The following is a 17,103-nucleotide window of genomic DNA, read 5'->3' on the forward strand; positions in this document are numbered from 1 at the left end:
GGTGAACAGAGAATTGAGCTGGTCCGGAGCGACGAAAGTGACTCGGTTGCGCCGGACATCCTGGGAGCTCGGCCGAACGCGCCCGATCCGCAGCGAGTGCGTTCGGCCGAGCCCCGTCCCAGCCGTGGCACGAGTAAGCGCCCGAACGCGCTATCGCCAGGTTTCGAACGGCTTGCGGCCCGATCGACAGCTCCAGATGCTGGGGCTGTGGGTGGTGCGGAGCGGGTCGATGGCGGAACGGTCGAGCAGGCGAAGCAGGTGTGTCTTCGCCTGCTCAGCGTTCGTGCGCACAGCCGCGCCGAGCTGGTCCAACGTCTGACCGCCAAAGGGTACGCACCTGAGGTGAGCGCGCAGGCCCTCGATCGTTTGGCCGAAGTGGGTCTCGTGGACGACGCCGCTTTCGCGGAGCAATGGGTGCACTCCCACCACCGGCTCTCCGGCAAGGGCAGGCAGGCGCTTGCTCGGGAACTCCGGCATAAAGGCGTCGCGCAGTCGGATGCCGCGCCCGCCCTGGCCGCTCTCACCGATGCCGAAGAGGAATCCCGCGCCACTGAGCTGATCGGCCGTAAGCTGCGCTCCCTACCCCGGGATCTCAACCGGGACAGGGCTTTTCGTCGCCTTGCCGGTATGCTCGCCCGCCGCGGCTATGACCAGCACATGATCTACCGAGTGGTCGGTGCCGCCTTGGCCGATTACGGTGTATCCGGCGAGCCTGTCGACCCCATCGACTGAACCATGCCGCGACGAACTCCGGCTGGGTCGACACTCACGGCTTGGCGATATCGACACCGGGCGCGCTATCGGTGATGACGGAGTCCGCTGCGACGACGGTGCCTCCCTTCTTACCGCGCTTGCGTGTCCGTAGCCGTTGCTCCAGCTTGGTCGCCACCAAGGTCAGCGTGCTGTTGAGGGCGATCATAAGGATAGCGATGACGATCAGTGACGGGACGGTGTTCTGCTGGGCCGCACCGAGTTGCTGTCCTGAGCGCACGATTTCCACATAGGTGATCTGGTAGCCCAGTGCCGAATCCTTGAGCGCGACCACCATCTGTGAGATCAACGCGGGCAACATTGCCGTAATGGCCTGTGGTAGCAGGATCAGCCGCATCAACTGTCCCTTGCGCATACCGAGTGCGACGGCCGCCTCGGTCTGCCCTTTAGGGAGCGATCGGATACCTGCCCGCACGATTTCCGCGATGACAGAGCCATTGTAGATGGTCAGCGCGGTGACCACTGCGGCGAGTGCGAGGTCTTCGGACCTGAACAGGTTGTAGTCGGAGAACACCGCGAACAGGAAGATCATCAGGATCAGCACGGGGATCGCGCGTGCGACCTCGACGATCGTGCCTGCCGTCCAGCGCACGATCCGATGATCCGACAGCCGTAAGACGCCGAAGATCATGCCGAGGATCAGCGCGAACACGATCGACAGCAGCGCGGCGACAATCGTGCCCCGAAGTCCGGGGAGCAGGTAGGTCGACCAGACTTCGGTATCCAGGAACGGCTTCCATTTTTCGGCGGTGAACTGCCCCTTGTCAGCGAAACCGCGATAGAGCGTCCACGCTGCCGTGACCACGGCGATTACGACCAGGATCGAGTAGATATTGTTGCGCCACCGTGCCTTCGGGCCCGGTGCGTCGAACAGAACCGAAGCACCCGTGCTCATCGGACCACCTCATATCGCTTGGCCAACCAGCCGAAGAACAAGCCGGTAGGCAGGGTCAGGAGCACGAATCCGAGCGCGAAGATCGTGCCGATCGCCAGAATCGCGGCCTCGGTCTCGGTCATTTTCGCCATCAGGGTCGCCGCTTCGGCGACACCGATGGCCGAGGCGATAGTCGAATTCTTGGTCAGCGCGATCAGCACACTGCCCAAAGGCGCGATGACCGAGCGAAAAGCTTGTGGTAATACGACCAATCGCAGGTTCTGCAGGAAGCCGAATCCGAGCGAGCGGCCCGCTTCGGACTGGCCTATCGGCACGGTGTTGATGCCCGCGCGCAGTGATTCACAGACGAACGCGGCGGTGTAGATGCTCAGGCCGACGACCGCGAAGCGGAAGTTGTTCTGTGCCACAGAATTCGGGCCTTCGCCTGCGAGTCGCCAACCCATTGTGGTGTAGAGGCCCAGCGACATGAATACGATGATCAGTGTGAGCGGAGTATTGCGAAAGATTGTGACATAGGCGGTAGCGGCCAAGCGTGCGATCGGCACAGGGGATACGCGCAGTGTGGCTACCACAGTGCCCAGGATCAACGCGCCGATAGCCGACAGCACGGTCAGTTCGATGGTTACCCAGAAGGCTTCGAGGATTTCGGTGTCATACCTCGAAAACAGGTCGAACACGGTGGACGTGTCCCTCCGATCGGGTTTCGATGGTCAGGGAAAGCATTACGGGCGGCCCGGCCCGGTCGGAGCCGGGCCGCCCGTGTCGAAGACGATGCGAATTCAGTACCGATCCACGGTCGGCGGTTGTGGGGCGTGGTATCCCGAGAGGCCGACCGTCGATTCGAAGGCCTTGTTCCAGGAGCCGTCGGTGATCATCTCTTCGATCGCGTCGTTGATCTTGTTGCGGAGTTCCTGGTCGCCCTTCTTCAGCCCGACGCCATAGTTCTCCGTGGTGAACGGTTTCCCGACTACTTTGAAGGCGCCGTTGCTCTGCGCGGCGTAGCCCGCCAGGATGATGTCGTCGGTGGTCACCGCATCCCACGCCCCCGCGCGCAGACCCTCGAGACAGAGCGAGTAGGTGTCATTGGTCTGCAACTGGGCGTCGGGGAAGTTCTTCTCGATATTCTGCGCGGGCGTGGAGCCCTTCACCGAGCAGACTTTCTTGCCCTTCAGATCCTCCGGGCCGTTGATAGTGGTGTTGTCGGCTCGTACCAGCAGCGATTGTCCTGCGACATAGTATGGACCCGCGAAATCGACCCGCTCCTTGCGTTGGTCAGTGATCGAGTACGTCGCGACGATGTAGTCGACCTGACCGTTTTCGATCAGCGTCTCGCGCTGGCCGGAAGGAGCTTCCTTCCAGGTGATGTTCCCCGGCTCGACGCCGAGCTTGCCCGCGATGTATTCGGCCACATCGATATCGAAGCCACTGAGGGAGCCGTCTTTGTTGCGCAGGGCCAAACCAGGCTGGTCGAACTTGACGCCGATGGTGAGCCGGCCTTCCTTGGCGTGCTCCAGCGCGGATTTATTATCACCACTACCGCACCCGGTGACTATGGCGGTGGTGAGGGCCAGGGCGATCGCCCCGACTCGGAATCGCAGGGCACGGTTGATCCTCATCAGTTTTCTTCTCTTCCTATCGGTGGTGAACTCACAGCTGGGGCCGGTAGGTCAGTGGCTCAAAATCTTGCCCAAGAAATCCTTGGCGCGCTCGGATTTCGGGGCAGTGAAGAAGATATCCGGCGGCGCGTCTTCTACCACTTGGCCGTCTGCCATGAAGAGCACTCGGTCTCCGGCGCGGCGGGCGAATCCCATCTCATGCGTGACAACCAACATGGTCATCCCGTCCTTGGCCAGCGACACCATGACCTCGAGTACCTCGTTGACCATCTCCGGGTCCAGCGCGGAGGTCGGCTCGTCGAACAGCATCACTTTCGGGCTCATCGCCAGCGCGCGAGCGATCGCGACGCGCTGTTGTTGCCCGCCTGAGAGCTGGGCCGGGTATTTGTCGGCCTGATTGGCGATGCCGACTCGGTCGAGCAATTCTATGGCACGGGTATGCGCCGCGTCTTTCTTGGTCCTGCGCACCTTCATCGGTGCGAGCATGACGTTCTCCACGATCGTCTTGTGCGCGAACAGGTTGAACGACTGGAACACCATCCCGACATCGGCGCGCAGTGCGGCCAGCGCTCGACCTTCGGCGGGAAGTGGGACACCATCGACGGCGATATCGCCGGAGTCGATCGGCTCCAGCCGGTTGATGGTGCGGCACAGAGTAGATTTACCGGAACCCGAGGGACCCAGAACAATGACGACCTGTCCTCGGGGGACCTCCAGGGTGATGTCCTCGAGTACATGCAGGTCGCCGAAGTATTTATGTACATTACGCATCGAGATCATCGGCGGCACGCTGGTAGCTGCGCCGACGTCTGCGGTGGAAGCGTCCGCGGTTGTATCGGGCTCTTCGTCGTCGGTCATGGTCATCGACCTTAGGCAAAAAACTGGGATTTGCCCTAGTTTTCGCGACACGCCGACTCGACTCGCCGATTTGACGCATGAGTGTAAACTTTTGTTCGCGGTTTCGGGGCGTTAATAGACTGCTCAGAGCCTGCGTCGATACCCGCGACGCCCGCCGGATGCGGCCCCGTACCCTGAACGAGTGGATTCGATCGGACAGGCAGTGTTGACTCCCGCGCCCGCCAAGGGCGCAGCACGCAGTTACGAGGTCCGCACCTTCGGTTGCCAGATGAACGTGCACGATTCCGAACGTCTATCGGGTCTGCTGGAGGACGCGGGATATGTGAAGGCCGCGCCAGGCGCGATGGCCGACCTCATTGTGTTCAACACCTGCGCTGTGCGCGAGAACGCTGACAACAAGCTCTACGGCACGCTCGGCCATCTGGCCCCGATCAAGGCGAGCACTCCTGGTATGCAGATCGCCGTCGGTGGCTGCCTGGCGCAGAAGGACCGCGATACCGTGGTGCGCAAGGCACCGTGGGTGGATGTGGTTTTCGGCACGCACAACCTCGGTTCGCTGCCGACGCTGTTGGAGCGGGCTCGGCACAATCAGGCAGCCCAAGTGGAGATCCAGGAGTCGCTGGAGGCGTTCCCGTCCACTCTGCCTGCTCGGCGCGAGTCCGCCTACGCGGGATGGGTGTCCATTTCGGTCGGCTGCAACAACACATGCACTTTCTGTATCGTCCCCTCGTTGCGCGGCAAGGAGGTCGACCGCCGCCCCGGCGACGTGCTGGCCGAGGTCCGAGCGCTGGTCGAACAGGGGGTGCTCGAAGTGACGTTGCTCGGCCAGAACGTGAATTCCTACGGTGCTTCGTTCGTCGACCCGGACCAACCTCGCGACCGTGGCGCGTTCGCCAAGTTGTTGCGCGCGTGCGGCAGTATCGATGGTTTGGAGCGGGTTCGCTTCACTTCACCGCACCCTGCCGAATTCACCGACGACGTGATCGAGGCAATGGCGGCGACTCCGAATATCTGCCCGCAGCTGCACATGCCGCTGCAGTCCGGGTCGGACCGGGTACTCAAGGCAATGCGCCGCTCCTACCGTAAGGTCCGCTATCTCGGGATCATCGACAAGGTGCGCGCCGCGATGCCGCACGCGGCGATCACCACCGACATCATCGTGGGCTTTCCCGGTGAGACCGAGGAAGACTTCCAGGAAACCTTGGACGTGGTCCGCCGGGTGCGCTTCACCAGCGCTTTCACTTTTCAGTATTCCAAGCGACCCGGTACTCCCGCCGCTGATATGCCCGGACAGCTGCCAAAGGCCGTGGTACAGGATCGGTACGATCGATTGATCGCGCTGCAGGAGGAGATCTGCCTGTCTGCCAACCAGGAGCTGATCGGTAGTGAGGTGGAACTGCTCGTGGCCGAAGGCGCGGGTAAGAAGAACGTCACGACCGCCAGGATGAGCGGCCGTGCTCGTGACGGCAGACTGGTGCATTTCCGTCCTGGTGGTGACATCGAGCCGATCCGTCCCGGCGATCTGGTCACGGTGAATATCACCGGCGCGGCCCCGCATTACCTTATTGCCGACGCCGGGGTCGGAACCCACCGCCGTACCAGCGCCGGTGACGCCCATGAGCGGGGCATCACGCCGACGACCGCGCCGATCGGTGTGGGGCTCGGGTTGCCCGGTATCGGTGCGCCCGCCTCGGAACCGGTGGCTGCGGGCTGTTCGACCGGATGCGACGTATGAATACCGACCCGGATGACGACAGCGACGCGACCCGCGGCGCGGGAAAAGCCGACTCCGTGCCCCGTGCCGACGAGCAGGCTATGTCCGCGGGAACCTCGGCGGGGGACTCCATGAGTTTCGGCACAGACAACGAACGAAACGAGGATTCAGTGAACTCGGTCGAGAGCACCAGTGATTTCGAACAATTCCGTGCTGATCTCGATGCCGTCGAGCGCAGGATCGCCAGCGAGATCGATCCGGGCATGCGCGCCATTGTCGTGGCGGGCGCGGTATCCCTGCTGCTGGTGTCGCTGGCACTGCCGCATGCGGGCGCGGCGCGTGGCTTCGATGTGCTGCTGAACACCGATGTCACTCGTATAGAGCATATCGGGCTTCCTTCGCGGATCTTCGTATGGTTCCTCATGGTCTTCGGTATCGGATTCTCGGCGCTAGCTCTGATGACCCGGCGTTGGGTGCTGGCCTGGATCGCTGTGGCCGGTAGTGCCGTCGCCAGCGTGTTCGGTGTCCTGTCGATCTGGCATCGCCAAACCCCTGGTCTGGGCGATTACCGGGGTGCTGGTCCCGGCATCGGCTTGATCCTCGGCACCATTGTGGCGATCGTGCTCACCTTTCATTGGATCCGCGTGGTGTGGAGTCGTACCGCGTTGCACCTGGCCGCCGAAGAGCAGCGTCGTAACGCTGCGGCGGCTGCGGAGCAGCACGATCGACGTCGGTTCACCGGCGAATCCTGATTCCGGCCCAGCGCAGCTGACAGCAGGTCTTTTCCGTCTGGAAGAGGCCCGCTACCGGTCGTCACCCGGCATCAGCGGTTGCTGACCGCGCCTTCTGCGGCTTCGGCCCACTCGCGCCATTGCCTGGCCTGTTCCAGTGCCTTCTCCGCGTCGCGGGCATTGCCCGCGGCCCGTGCCTTGGCGGCCTGCTCCTCGAACTGATTCACGCGCTCCCTGAATTGGGCGGCACGGGCCACTGCCTCGGGGTCGGTGCGTCGCCACTGCGCATCGGCGGCCTCGCGCACCCGTTTCTCGATGGCGCGCAGCCTGCCTTCCAATTCTTGTACGCGTTCGCGGGGCACTCTGCCGATGGCGTCCCACTTGTCCTGGAGCTCACGGAGCGCGCCACGCGCCGCTTCCAGGTCAGCGGAGGGATCGATATGGGCGTAGGCGCTCAAAAGATCCTCCTTCGCGGTCGCGTTCTGCTCGAACTCGGCGTCCCGCTCGGAGACCGCGGCGTTGCGTGCGGCGAAGAAGACATCTTGCGCGCTCTTGAAGCGCCGCCACAGCGACTCGTCGGCCTCGCGCGGTGCTCGCCCAGCGGCTTTCCATTCCACGAGGAGTTCACGGAAGAAGCCCGCAGTGGCCACCCAATCGGTGGAACCGGACAGTTCCTCGGCCCGCTCGCATAATTCTTCCTTACGCGCTTTCGCGGCTGCCCGCTCGCGATCCAGCTCGGCGAAATGTGCGCCGCGGCGGCGGTTGAACGCCTCCCGCGCCTTCGAATAGCGCCGCCACAGTGCATCGTCGACCTTGCGATCCACCCCGCGGATGGATTTCCACTCCTCGAGGATCTCGCGCAGCCGATCACCTGCGGCTTTCCACTGAGTGGACTCAGCGGCGATCAGCTCCGCCTCGGCGGCCAATGCCTCCTTACGCTCTGTGTGCTCATGGCGGGCGCGCTCTTTTTCTTCTTTGGCGTGCGCCGCCGCTTCTTCGGAGTGCTCGGCGATGACCCGCAGGCGCCTGGCGAGGCCATCGATATCACCGATCACGGCGGCGGTCGGCAGCGATTCGGCCAGGGCGACGGCCGCGGCCTTGGTCTTGCGTGCGTCCGTGCCGGCGGCCAGCCTCGCCTCCAACAGGGCGACCTGGGTGGCCAGGTCGTCGAAGCGGCGACCGAAATGCGCTAACCCTTCAGCGGCGTCGCCTGCCTGCCAGGAGCCGACCTGGCGTTCGCCCTCGGAGGTCTTCACCCACGCGGTGCCGTCCTCGTCGACCCGGCCCCACCGACTGGGATCGGAGACGGTGGGCACGACGACGGGATGCGGGTGTTGTTGAGCCGGGCCCGGAGCGGGTTTGACCGCGTGCGGCTTGGGCGGTTGAATCGAGCTGCCGGGTTTCGGGGCACCGGAAGTGCGCGGCATCTTGCCGGGGCCGGCTTTCGCGGTTCCGTTGCTGTCGGTCATTTCTCCTCGTCCCTGCCGCGCGTCACGGCTGCCTGGCTACGCACTAGCTCATCCCATTCAACCCGGTTCGAGCCGTTGTGACCATTGATCCTTGCCTTCCCGCGAGAAATCCCGGGGATCCAACCCTCGCTGACCTGGGTTGTAGCTCTTCGAACATTATCAATCCCGACAGTATTTGCGGCAGAGACACTCGAAGCCGGGAAGGACCAGTGCGCTCGGTAACAGTTACGGTTACGACGTGTTCGCCATCGCCGCCCTTGTTCCCGCACCGCCCGTCCTGGTTCCCGAGTTATGCGGCGGCGCACTGGATGCGGCGGGAACAGGCGGTCCCGATCCGCGTGCCGCGCTGCGGACCGCCGTGCTAGCTACTGTGCGCACCTTCGCAGGCATGACCGAGAAATGGCTGGTGATCGGTACCAGCGCCATCGGTGGCACGCTCGGTCCGGAGACTGTCGGGACGTTCCGTGGATTCGGCGCCGATATCAGAGTCGGCTTCTCCGAGGCGGCGGTCGTCGGGGCGGCCAGAGCAGATCCGGAGCTACCGCTCGACGCGTTGGTTGCGGGATGGCTGCGCGGGCAGGCCGCGCCCAGCGTCACCGCTGTGGCGCACATCGTGTCCGCGGACGCGTCACCACAGTACTGCTATGAACTCGGGGCGACGTTGCGTGTCGATATGGACGGCACCGCGGTACCCTGTGGCGTGCTGGTGGTGGCGGATGGTGTGGCGACTTTGTCTGCCGCGGCCCCCGGTTACTTCGACGAACGCGCCCGAACGGTGCAGGACGATCTCGACCTAGCTCTCAGCACGGGCGACCGCGCCTGGCTTCGAGCGCTCGATCCGGAATTGTGCGTTGAATTGGAGCTCGCGGGCCGCCCTGCTTACCAAGTGCTGGCGGGGCTGTTCCGCGCTGATCCGGTGGTCGAGACAAGTTACCGGGACGCGCCGTTCGGGGTCGGCTATCACGTGAGCTTATGGCGTCGAGCGGGAGGCGATACCCCGTGACGGATGCTGGTATCACCCCGATCGCGGTGATAGGCCCGACCGCCGCGGGCAAATCCGATCTTGCCGTGGAGCTGGCCGCACGACTCGGCGGTGAGATCGTGAACATCGATGCGATGCAGCTCTACCGCGGTATGGATGTGGGCACTGCGAAGCTGTCCGTGCCACAACGGCGCGGCATTCCGCACCACCAGCTCGATGTGCTCGAGGTCACCGAAACGGCGTCCGTCGCGGCCTACCAGACGTCCGCGAGCGCCGACGTCGCCGCGATCATGGAGCGTGGACGGGTACCGGTCATCGTCGGCGGTTCGATGATGTACATCCAGTCGTTACTGGACCAGTGGGAATTCCCGGCCACCGACCCCGCTGTGCGGGCGCGCTGGGAAGCAGTACTGGCAGAGGAGGGGGTCGCGGTTGTGCACACGGCGCTGCGTGCGGTCGATCCGGTGGCCGCGCAGACCATCTTGCCCACTGACGGACGCCGTATGGTGCGCGCGTTGGAGGTCGTGGAACTGACCGGTCGCCCGTTCGCCGCCTCGGCGCCGGTGATCGGGCGACCGCGCTGGGGAGCGGTCGTGATCGGTGTCGACCGGGAGATCGCCGCATTGGACACCCGCATCGAGCGACGCACCGCGGCGATGTTCGCCGGTGGTCTGGTCGAAGAGGTGCGCGACTTGGTCGAGCGTGGTCTGCGTACGGGCGTCACGGCGCGGCGCGCCATCGGTTACGCACAAATCTTGTCCTACCTGGACAACGAATACGACCTGAGCCACGCGCAGGAGCGCACCCTGATCGGCACCAGGCGCTATGTTCGCAGGCAGCGCTCCTGGTTCCGGCGCGACCCCCGGGTGTTGTGGGTAGACGGCGCCGTGCCCGATCTGGCGGAGCGGGTGCTGGCCATGCTCGAAGAGAGGGAACGGACTCCGCGGTGATCCCCCATGCGCGCACGCGTAATGCCTCCGTTCAGGTGTGGCGAGCGTATTTGCACAATCGCGCCAAACGTCGCCGGGACGGTCGGTTCCTGGTCCAGGGGGTTCGTCCGATTACCCAGGCTGTAGCCAACGACTGGCCGCTGGAGACGCTGTTGTATCGCCTCGGCCGCCCGGAGTTGTCGAGCTGGGCGCGTGGGCTGTTGGATACCAGCGGGGTGCCGCAGATCGGGATGGTGCCCGAACTTATGGCTGAGCTCGGCGAAAAATCCAGGGGTGTCCCGGAATTGGTGGCCGTCGCGCTTTCGCGGCAGCCGGAGCTGGAGTCCTTCGAGCTGGGTGAGCCAGGGGAGCGCGCGCCGGTGCTCATGGTATTCGATCGTCCTAACTCGCCGGGCAATCTGGGGACGCTGATCCGCTCGGCCGATGCTTTCGGTGCAGACGGTGTCATCGTCACCGGGCACGGTGCCGACCAATACGATCCGCAAGCTGTGCGCGCCTCGACCGGTTCGCTGTTCGCGGTGCCGGTGATCCGCGCCGCCGGGCCGGCGCAGGTGCTCGAGTTCCGCGACCGGCAGGTGCGCCGTGGCATTCCGACTCGAGTCGTCGGCACCGACGAGCACGGCCGCCGTGCCGTCTATGACCACGACTTCACCGACGCGACCATTCTGGTCGTGGGTAACGAGACCAGCGGGATGAGCGCGGCCTGGCGGGAGGCCTGTGGCGACACGGTGCGTATTCCGATGGGTGGCACGGCCAGCTCGCTGGGCGCGCCCTCGGCGGCGGCGGTAGCGCTCTATGAAATTTCCCGGCAGCGCCGGACGTTCGTCAAGTGACCGTAGACCGAGCGACGAGGAGAGGAAGTCAGCGCACGTGCCGGACATCGAGTTCATCAAGGGGCACGGTACCCAGAATGACTTTGTGCTGCTGCCCGACCCTATGGCCATGCTGTCGCTGGCTCCCGGGCAGGTCAGCGCGTTGTGTGATCGTCAGCGTGGGTTGGGTGCAGATGGTGTGCTGCGGGTCGCGCGCGCTGGCGCGCTGCATGCCGAGGGCGTGCTCGCCGAGATCCCGGAGGGGGTCGGCGCTGAGGACTGGTTCATGGACTATCGCAACGCCGACGGCTCGATCGCCGAGATGTGCGGCAACGGCGTGCGGGTATTCGCTCACTATTTGGCGGCGTCGGGGCTGGAGGCCCGCGACAGCTACATCGTCGGAAGTCGCGCCGGTGCGCGCCCGGTCACTGTGCACACAGGGGGCGCGGTCCATGGGGACGTCACTGTCGGTATGGGCCAGGTACGAATGCTCGGCGAATCCACGGCGACCGTCGCGGGCTGGGCGTTGTCCGGGATCGGCATCGACGTCGGTAACCCGCATCTTGCTTGCGTAGCTCCAGGGATGTCCGTGGAGGCGCTCAGGAAACTCGATCTGACTGTATCGCCCGGTTTCGATCCCGACCTGTTCCCGCAGGGAGTGAATGTCGAGATCGTTACCGCACTGGACGCCGAATGCTCCGTCGACATGCGGGTCTACGAGCGCGGCGTCGGCGAAACACGTTCGTGTGGAACGGGAACTGTGGCCGCGGCCGCCGCCGCGCTGGCTGTCGATAGCTTCCGTATCGAGGAGGACGCCAGCCGAGTTCGTGTCCGGGTGCCAGGTGGTGAGCTGACTGTCGCGCTGGAGTACGGCGCGGCGTGGTTGCGCGGACCATCAGTCCTGGTGGCGACCGGCAGGCTCGCCCATTCTTGGTGGGATGGCTTGCGCGCCGCGTGACCGCCGGATAATCGGGTGCGTCCTGCGATGATGTCATGGCAGCATGGATGGTGTATGAGGAAATCAGAGACGTATGAATTCACCCCGGCCGATCGTTCCGTCGAGTCGGCCGAAGATGTGGCTGTGGGAACGGGGGCGGATATCGTGACCGAGGACGTTCTCGCCGAGCACGCCGCTCGGCGAGAACGTTCGGGCTGGTCGGCCGACCCGACCGCAGGTGAACTGCAGCTGGCGGATCGCAGCTCTTTGCGCCGCGTCGCGGGTCTGTCCACCGAACTGACCGATATCACCGAGGTCGAGTACCGACAGTTGCGCCTGGAGCGGGTCGTGCTGGTCGGTGTCTGGACCGCGGGGACCGCTACACAGGCGGAGGCGAGCATGGCAGAGTTGGCAGCGCTGGCCGAGACTGCGGGATCGGAAGTGTTGGAGGCGCTGATCCAACGCCGTGATCGCCCCGACCCCGCCACTTACATCGGTTCCGGAAAAGCCGACGAATTGCGCTGTGTGGTGCTCGAAACCGGTGCCGACACCGTGATCTGCGACGGTGAACTGACCCCGGCGCAGTTGACCGCGCTGGAGAAGGTCGTCAAAGTGAAGGTGGTCGACCGGACCGCGCTGATTCTGGATATCTTCGCCCAGCACGCGACCTCTCGCGAGGGCAAGGCGCAGGTATCGCTGGCCCAGATGGACTACATGTTGCCGCGTCTGCGTGGTTGGGGTGAATCCATGTCCCGGCAGGCCGGTGGCCGTGCGGGCAGCAACGGTGGCGTTGGTCTGCGCGGTCCGGGCGAGACCAAGATCGAAACCGATCGTCGGCGCATCCGTGAGCGTATGGCCAAACTGCGCCGTGAGATTCGCGATATGAAAACCGCTCGCGACACCATGCGGGCGCGCCGGTACTCCAGCGGTACCCCTTCCGTGGCGATCATCGGCTATACCAATGCGGGCAAATCGAGCCTGATGAACTCTCTCACCGGCTCCGGAGTATTGGTGCAGGACGCGTTGTTCGCCACTCTCGATCCGACTACCCGCCGGGCCCAGCTGGAGGACGGGCGCGAGGTGGTCTTCACCGACACGGTCGGTTTCGTTCGACATCTGCCGACTCAGCTGGTCGAGGCATTCCGCTCCACTCTGGAGGAGGTCACTGGTGCCGATCTGCTGCTGCATGTGGTGGACGGCTCCGATGCGCTACCCGCCGAACAGATCAAAGCCGTGCGTGAGGTGGTCACGGACGTGATCAAGGAGTCCGGTGCACCCGCTCCGCCGGAATTGCTGGTAGTCAATAAGATCGATGCGATCGGCCCGACGGACCTCACCCATGTGCGCGCGCTCCTGCCGGACGCGTCGTTCGTTTCCGCACACCGTGGACAGGGCATGGACGCACTTCGGGCGCGGCTCGCCGAATTGCTCGGCGAGTTGGACGTGGAAGTCGGTGCGCTGTTGCCGTACACGCGCGGCGACCTGATCGCTCGTATCCATGCCGAGGGCCGCATCCTGAGTTCCCACCACGAAGAGAGCGGCACTCGTGTTCGCGCTCGCGTCCCGCACGCCCTTGCTGCCGCCCTGGCGGAGTACGCGCATGTGGGCGCGAACCACGCGCGGGAGACCGGCGAGCATTAGCGGTGTGGGTCGGTGCCGACTCGATGATCCGGTAGGGGTGGAGGCCGGGGCGCTGCTCGCTACCAGTGATTTTTCGATGAGATGTGGGCGTTTTCACATTTGACCATGACATGTCGGACGGTATGGTTTCCTGCTGGGGCGATGACATGCGAGTTCGCGTCCGCCTTCGCGGCGCGCCGGACACCTTGATCGGTTTGTAGCGGCACTCTTGTCATGCGTCGCGCGCATTCGGTGCCACGTAGTCGATTTCGTTACGCTATTGTCGTCGAATCGACGCAGGAGGGTTTATGTCGGACGTGCGCCCCGATTCCGGTACCCGGCACTCCAGTGCTGGGGACATCATCGATCCAGTACTCAGCGACGGTGCGCCACTGGCGGTTTCGCTGACCGACGCCGACTTGAGGCTTGTCGACGCCGTGCTCGCGCCGCTGCGGGCGTGGACGAGCCCGCGTTTCTACGGCCTGGAGAATATTCCTGCCGATGGGCCGGTGTTGCTGGTCGGTAATCATAATCTGATGGGCGGTATCGATGCTCCACTGCTGTTCCCCGAGATACTGCGCCGCCGCGGTCGTATCATCCGCGGTCTCGCCGAGAATGTACTGATCAACGTCCCCGGTGTGCGTCACCTGTTGCACCGCCTGGGCACGGTGCGTGGAACCAGGCCTAATTGTCTGGCCTTGCTCCAGCGCGGTGAGGCTGTCCTCGTTTTCCCCGGTGGCGGTCGGGAGGCGGTGCGTCGCAAGAATGAGAAGTACATGCTCAAATGGGAAGGGCGCAGCGGTTTCGCGCGCATGGCCATCGAGGCGGGAGCTCCGATTGTTCCGGTCGCGATGATCGGCATCGACGACGCCTACGACATCGTGGTCGATGGTGACCACCCCTTCCTGCGCCCATTGCGCTGGACGGTGGAGGCGCTCGGACTCAGTCCTGATCTGACTCCTCCGCTGATCCGTGGTATCGGCCCCACCGTTATCCCGCGGCCGGAGCGTTTCTATTTCTCTGTAGGCGCTCCGATCGAACCGGCCCCTTGGCTCGACGCCGACGATGTGGACGCTGCCGCGGTGGAGCTTCGCGATGTGGTGCGTAAGGCACTGGAGGAGGAGATGAAATTCCTCTTCACCGAGCGGGAGCGCGATGAAGCTCGCACCTTGGCGGGTCGTGCGCGCAACTGGTTGAAACGCTGACAGCTGCTACGGTTTCCGGCCTGGGCGATAGCTTTCGGATTCGACTCCGGTGCGAGCGCGGTGTTGTTCTCCTTCCGAATCCATAGGCACCGAACGGAATTCGTGCAGCCCTTTCGGACCGCATCGCGGTCGGTGTAGTGGCCTTCCGGATGTGGGTCGATGCGCCACATCCTGTGCGAGTACGTCACCTGAGGTCGTCTCCGTGTTCGCCGACGCCGCATTTGCTGGGGTAGCTCCGCAGTCAGGGATAGAAGTGAACGCGGATTCTCATTCCGGGTACCCTATGGGGCATGACTGGTCGGTGTGGATCGGCCAGTGTGGTCACTAGGAGGTCGGTGTGGAGCGCACATTGTTCGAGCCGGAACACGAGTTGTTCCGGGAGTCGTTTCGCAAGTTTCTCGATCAGCACGTCGCACCGCATCACGCGCAGTGGGAAGAGCAGGGCATCGTCGACCGGGCAGTCTGGCTGGGGGCAGGCAAACAAGGCTTCCTCGGTATGGCCATACCGGAGCAGCACGGTGGTGGCGGGGTGCAGGATTTCCGCTACAACGCCATCATCGCCGAGGAGACGGTGCGCGGCCAGTACTCAGGTCTCGGCTTCGTATTGCACAATGATGTGATCGCGCCTTATTTACTGGACCTGGCCAACGACGAACAGAAGCAACGCTGGCTACCTGGTTTCTGCGCCGGAGAGATCATCACCGCGATCGCGATGACCGAGCCAGGCGCGGGTTCGGATCTGCAGGGCGTCAAGACTCGTGCGGTGCGCGACGGGGACGACTGGATTCTCAACGGCGCCAAGACTTTCATTACCAACGGTATCAATGCTGATCTCGTGACCGTGGTCGCGCAGACTGATCCCGACAAGGGGGCGATGGGCTTCAGTTTGTTCGTGGTGGAGCGTGGCATGCCCGGCTTCGAGCGTGGCCGTAACTTGGACAAGCTCGGGCTCAAGGCCCAGGACACCGCAGAACTCAGTTTCAGTGATGTACGTGTGCCCGGCAAGAATCTGCTCGGTACCGAGGGCATGGGCTTTATCCATCTCATGCACAATCTGCCGCAGGAACGGTTGTCGATTGCCGTCATGGCAGCCGCGGCAATGGAGTCCTGCCTGGAAATGACCATCCAGTACGTCCGTGATCGTAAGGCGTTCGGCAAGCCTATCGGGGCACTGCAGAACACCCGTTTCGTGCTCGCCGAGCTGGCCACCAAGACTACTGCGGTGCGCTTGATGGTCGACAAGTTCATCGAACTGCACAATGAGGGCAAGCTCAGCGCCGAGGATGCCGCCATGGCCAAATGGTGGAGCACCGAGGAAGAGCTGGATCTGATCAACCGCTGCCTGCAGCTACACGGAGGCTATGGCTATATGAAGGAATACCCGATCGCCAAGGCCTACATGGACGCTCGCATCCAGACCATCTACGGCGGTACCACCGAGATCATGAAGGAGATCGTCGGGCGCAGCTTGAAGCTCTCCTGACACATCCCCTGATCCATCATTTGGCAGGACGCCGCGCAGTAGTCGCTTCCGGCTGCGACTGGGTCGGTGGCGTCAGATCTTGCGGATGACCGTGACGACTTTGCCCAGGATCTGCGCCTCGTTGCCGGGGATCGGCTCGAAGACCGGATTGTGCGGCATCAGCCAGATGTCCTTGCCGGTGCGCTTGAAGGTCTTCACCGTGGCTTCGCCCTCGATCATCGCCGCGACGATGTCGCCGTTGTCGGCGACGTTCTGCTGTCGCACGACCACCCAGTCGCCGTCACAGATCGCGGCGTCGACCATGGACTGGCCGACTACTTTCAGCAGGAACAGCGAACCGTCACCGACCAGTTCGCGCGGCAGCGGGAAGATTTCTTCGATGGCCTGTTCGGCCAGGATCGGGCCACCGGCAGCGATCCGTCCGAGCACTGGGACGAATGCGGGTGCGGGCCGATCGGTATCGACGGTGTCCTCGGCGTGCTCCACTGCGGCGACCGGTAGGTTGGTCACCGATCGCACCACTTCATCCAAGCCTCGGACATCCACCGCGCGTGGCCGATTCGGATCGCGCCGCAGATAGCCCTTGCGTTCGAGGGCGCGCAGTTGATGGGCGACCGAGGATGTAGACGTGAGCCCTACGGCGTCGCCGATCTCCCGAATGCTCGGGGGGTAGCCGCGTCCGCTGACCGATGTGTGGATCACCCCGAGTATTTTGCGCTGGCGTGCGGTGAGATCCGCTCCGGTACCCGCCGAGTCGGCGCCGCCGCCGGTCTCGTCGCTCATATCGCCCGTCTGCCTCACCGCAACCGCCTTTCCTGCTGTATCCGGCCGATCGGTACCCGGCGCGTGTCCGCATGGCCCCTGTGTCCGGGTGCTTCGAATCTATCCCGCCCGCGCCGATGTATCAAACATCTGTTCGACGTATGTCGGGCGTTTCTGCTGACTTTGCCAACTGGGCATGGTAGAAATCGAACACCAGTTCTTCGAACATTTGATCGAACGTCGGCTGGATGCGAGTTCGAACGAACAGCATCGGCTCGAACGGCAACGGAGCACCTAC

16 protein-coding genes are annotated in these 17,103 nt (G+C 63.9%); 10 read left to right on the forward strand and 6 right to left on the reverse strand.

The annotated features are described in order from the left end of the window. Positions 1 to 207: 207 nt before the first annotated feature. Positions 208 to 732, forward strand: coding sequence for a regulatory protein RecX (locus ACX4ZE_RS04105; protein WP_480271907.1), 525 nt, complete (start codon positions 208 to 210; stop codon positions 730 to 732). Between the two features lie 34 nt (positions 733 to 766). Here the strand turns inward: ACX4ZE_RS04105 and ACX4ZE_RS04110 are convergent, their stop codons facing one another. The 4 genes from ACX4ZE_RS04110 to ACX4ZE_RS04125 form a co-directional block, all read right to left on the reverse strand. Further along, entirely contained in the window at positions 767 to 1,666 is a 900-nt protein-coding gene (locus ACX4ZE_RS04110) for an amino acid ABC transporter permease (RefSeq protein ID WP_480271908.1), read from the reverse strand. Continuing rightward, positions 1,663 to 2,343, reverse strand: coding sequence for an amino acid ABC transporter permease (locus ACX4ZE_RS04115; protein ID WP_480271909.1), 681 nt, complete (start codon positions 2,341 to 2,343; stop codon positions 1,663 to 1,665). The genes ACX4ZE_RS04110 and ACX4ZE_RS04115 overlap by 4 nt, the downstream gene beginning before the upstream one ends. A gap of 102 nt (positions 2,344 to 2,445) precedes the next feature. Beyond that, entirely contained in the window at positions 2,446 to 3,282 is an 837-nt protein-coding gene (locus tag ACX4ZE_RS04120) for a glutamate ABC transporter substrate-binding protein (protein WP_480271910.1), read from the reverse strand. 51 nt (positions 3,283 to 3,333) lie between these two features. Continuing rightward, complete coding sequence (locus ACX4ZE_RS04125) at positions 3,334 to 4,062, reverse strand: amino acid ABC transporter ATP-binding protein (protein WP_480271965.1); 729 nt, start codon at positions 4,060 to 4,062, stop codon at positions 3,334 to 3,336. 259 nt (positions 4,063 to 4,321) lie between these two features. On the opposite strand from ACX4ZE_RS04125, the gene miaB reads away from it, so the two are divergent. Next, on the forward strand, positions 4,322 to 5,875 hold the full coding sequence (miaB, locus tag ACX4ZE_RS04130) for a tRNA (N6-isopentenyl adenosine(37)-C2)-methylthiotransferase MiaB (protein ID WP_480271911.1): 1,554 nt from the start codon (positions 4,322 to 4,324) through the stop codon (positions 5,873 to 5,875). A 110-nt stretch (positions 5,876 to 5,985) separates the two neighbouring features. Continuing rightward, positions 5,986 to 6,606: an Rv2732c family membrane protein gene (locus tag ACX4ZE_RS04135; protein ID WP_480271966.1), complete on the forward strand. Its 621-nt coding sequence runs from the start codon at positions 5,986 to 5,988 to the stop codon at positions 6,604 to 6,606. A 71-nt stretch (positions 6,607 to 6,677) separates the two neighbouring features. Here the strand turns inward: ACX4ZE_RS04135 and ACX4ZE_RS04140 are convergent, their stop codons facing one another. Next, positions 6,678 to 8,054 carry a DUF349 domain-containing protein gene (locus ACX4ZE_RS04140; protein ID WP_480271912.1) on the reverse strand — a complete coding sequence of 459 codons (1,377 nt, stop codon included), beginning with the start codon at positions 8,052 to 8,054 and terminating at the stop codon, positions 6,678 to 6,680. A 238-nt stretch (positions 8,055 to 8,292) separates the two neighbouring features. Between ACX4ZE_RS04140 and ACX4ZE_RS04145 the strand changes: the two genes are divergently transcribed. The 7 genes from ACX4ZE_RS04145 (at position 8,293) to ACX4ZE_RS04175 (ending at position 16,043) form a co-directional block, all read left to right on the forward strand. Further along, positions 8,293 to 9,057 carry a class III extradiol ring-cleavage dioxygenase family protein gene (locus ACX4ZE_RS04145; protein ID WP_480271913.1) on the forward strand — a complete coding sequence of 255 codons (765 nt, stop codon included), beginning with the start codon at positions 8,293 to 8,295 and terminating at the stop codon, positions 9,055 to 9,057. Then, positions 9,027 to 9,986, forward strand: a complete 960-nt coding sequence (gene miaA / locus ACX4ZE_RS04150) for a tRNA (adenosine(37)-N6)-dimethylallyltransferase MiaA (protein ID WP_480271914.1) — start codon at positions 9,027 to 9,029, stop codon at positions 9,984 to 9,986. Before ACX4ZE_RS04145 ends, miaA begins: the two co-directional genes overlap by 31 nt. Next, positions 9,983 to 10,819 carry a TrmH family RNA methyltransferase gene (locus ACX4ZE_RS04155; RefSeq protein WP_480271915.1) on the forward strand — a complete coding sequence of 279 codons (837 nt, stop codon included), beginning with the start codon at positions 9,983 to 9,985 and terminating at the stop codon, positions 10,817 to 10,819. Before miaA ends, ACX4ZE_RS04155 begins: the two co-directional genes overlap by 4 nt. A 46-nt stretch (positions 10,820 to 10,865) precedes the next feature. Beyond that, on the forward strand, positions 10,866 to 11,756 hold the full coding sequence (gene dapF / locus ACX4ZE_RS04160) for a diaminopimelate epimerase (RefSeq protein ID WP_480271967.1): 891 nt from the start codon (positions 10,866 to 10,868) through the stop codon (positions 11,754 to 11,756). A 54-nt stretch (positions 11,757 to 11,810) separates the two neighbouring features. Next, complete coding sequence (hflX, locus tag ACX4ZE_RS04165; protein ID WP_480271916.1) at positions 11,811 to 13,376, forward strand: GTPase HflX; 1,566 nt, start codon at positions 11,811 to 11,813, stop codon at positions 13,374 to 13,376. Between the two features lie 287 nt (positions 13,377 to 13,663). After that, entirely contained in the window at positions 13,664 to 14,560 is an 897-nt protein-coding gene (locus tag ACX4ZE_RS04170) for a lysophospholipid acyltransferase family protein (RefSeq protein ID WP_480271917.1), read from the forward strand. A gap of 337 nt (positions 14,561 to 14,897) precedes the next feature. Continuing rightward, positions 14,898 to 16,043, forward strand: a complete 1,146-nt coding sequence (locus ACX4ZE_RS04175) for an acyl-CoA dehydrogenase family protein (RefSeq protein ID WP_480271918.1) — start codon at positions 14,898 to 14,900, stop codon at positions 16,041 to 16,043. A gap of 72 nt (positions 16,044 to 16,115) precedes the next feature. Here ACX4ZE_RS04175 and lexA read toward each other — a convergent pair whose 3' ends face one another. Continuing rightward, a complete protein-coding gene (gene lexA, locus ACX4ZE_RS04180; RefSeq protein ID WP_480271968.1) occupies positions 16,116 to 16,826 on the reverse strand; it encodes a transcriptional repressor LexA in 711 nt (236 codons plus the stop codon). Positions 16,827 to 17,103 lie beyond the last annotated feature (277 nt).

The sequence above is a fragment of the Nocardia sp. TBRC8007 genome (assembly GCF_056629435.1).

Excerpts from the sequence above, each read along its gene's own strand:
- ACX4ZE_RS04120 (WP_480271910.1), bottom strand. The coding sequence starts at position 3,282 with ATGAGGATCAACCGTGCCCTGCGATTCCGAGTCGGGGCGATCGCCCTG.
- ACX4ZE_RS04140 (WP_480271912.1), bottom strand. The coding sequence starts at position 8,054 with ATGACCGACAGCAACGGAACCGCGAAAGCCGGCCCCGGCAAGATGCCG.
- ACX4ZE_RS04135 (WP_480271966.1), top strand. The coding sequence starts at position 5,986 with ATGAGTTTCGGCACAGACAACGAACGAAACGAGGATTCAGTGAACTCG.
- ACX4ZE_RS04170 (WP_480271917.1), top strand. The coding sequence starts at position 13,664 with ATGTCGGACGTGCGCCCCGATTCCGGTACCCGGCACTCCAGTGCTGGG.
- hflX (WP_480271916.1), top strand. The coding sequence starts at position 11,811 with ATGAGGAAATCAGAGACGTATGAATTCACCCCGGCCGATCGTTCCGTC.
- lexA (WP_480271968.1), bottom strand. The coding sequence starts at position 16,826 with ATGAGCGACGAGACCGGCGGCGGCGCCGACTCGGCGGGTACCGGAGCG.
- ACX4ZE_RS04110 (WP_480271908.1), bottom strand. The coding sequence starts at position 1,666 with ATGAGCACGGGTGCTTCGGTTCTGTTCGACGCACCGGGCCCGAAGGCA.
- miaA (WP_480271914.1), top strand. The coding sequence starts at position 9,027 with ATGGCGTCGAGCGGGAGGCGATACCCCGTGACGGATGCTGGTATCACC.
- ACX4ZE_RS04125 (WP_480271965.1), bottom strand. The coding sequence starts at position 4,062 with ATGATCTCGATGCGTAATGTACATAAATACTTCGGCGACCTGCATGTA.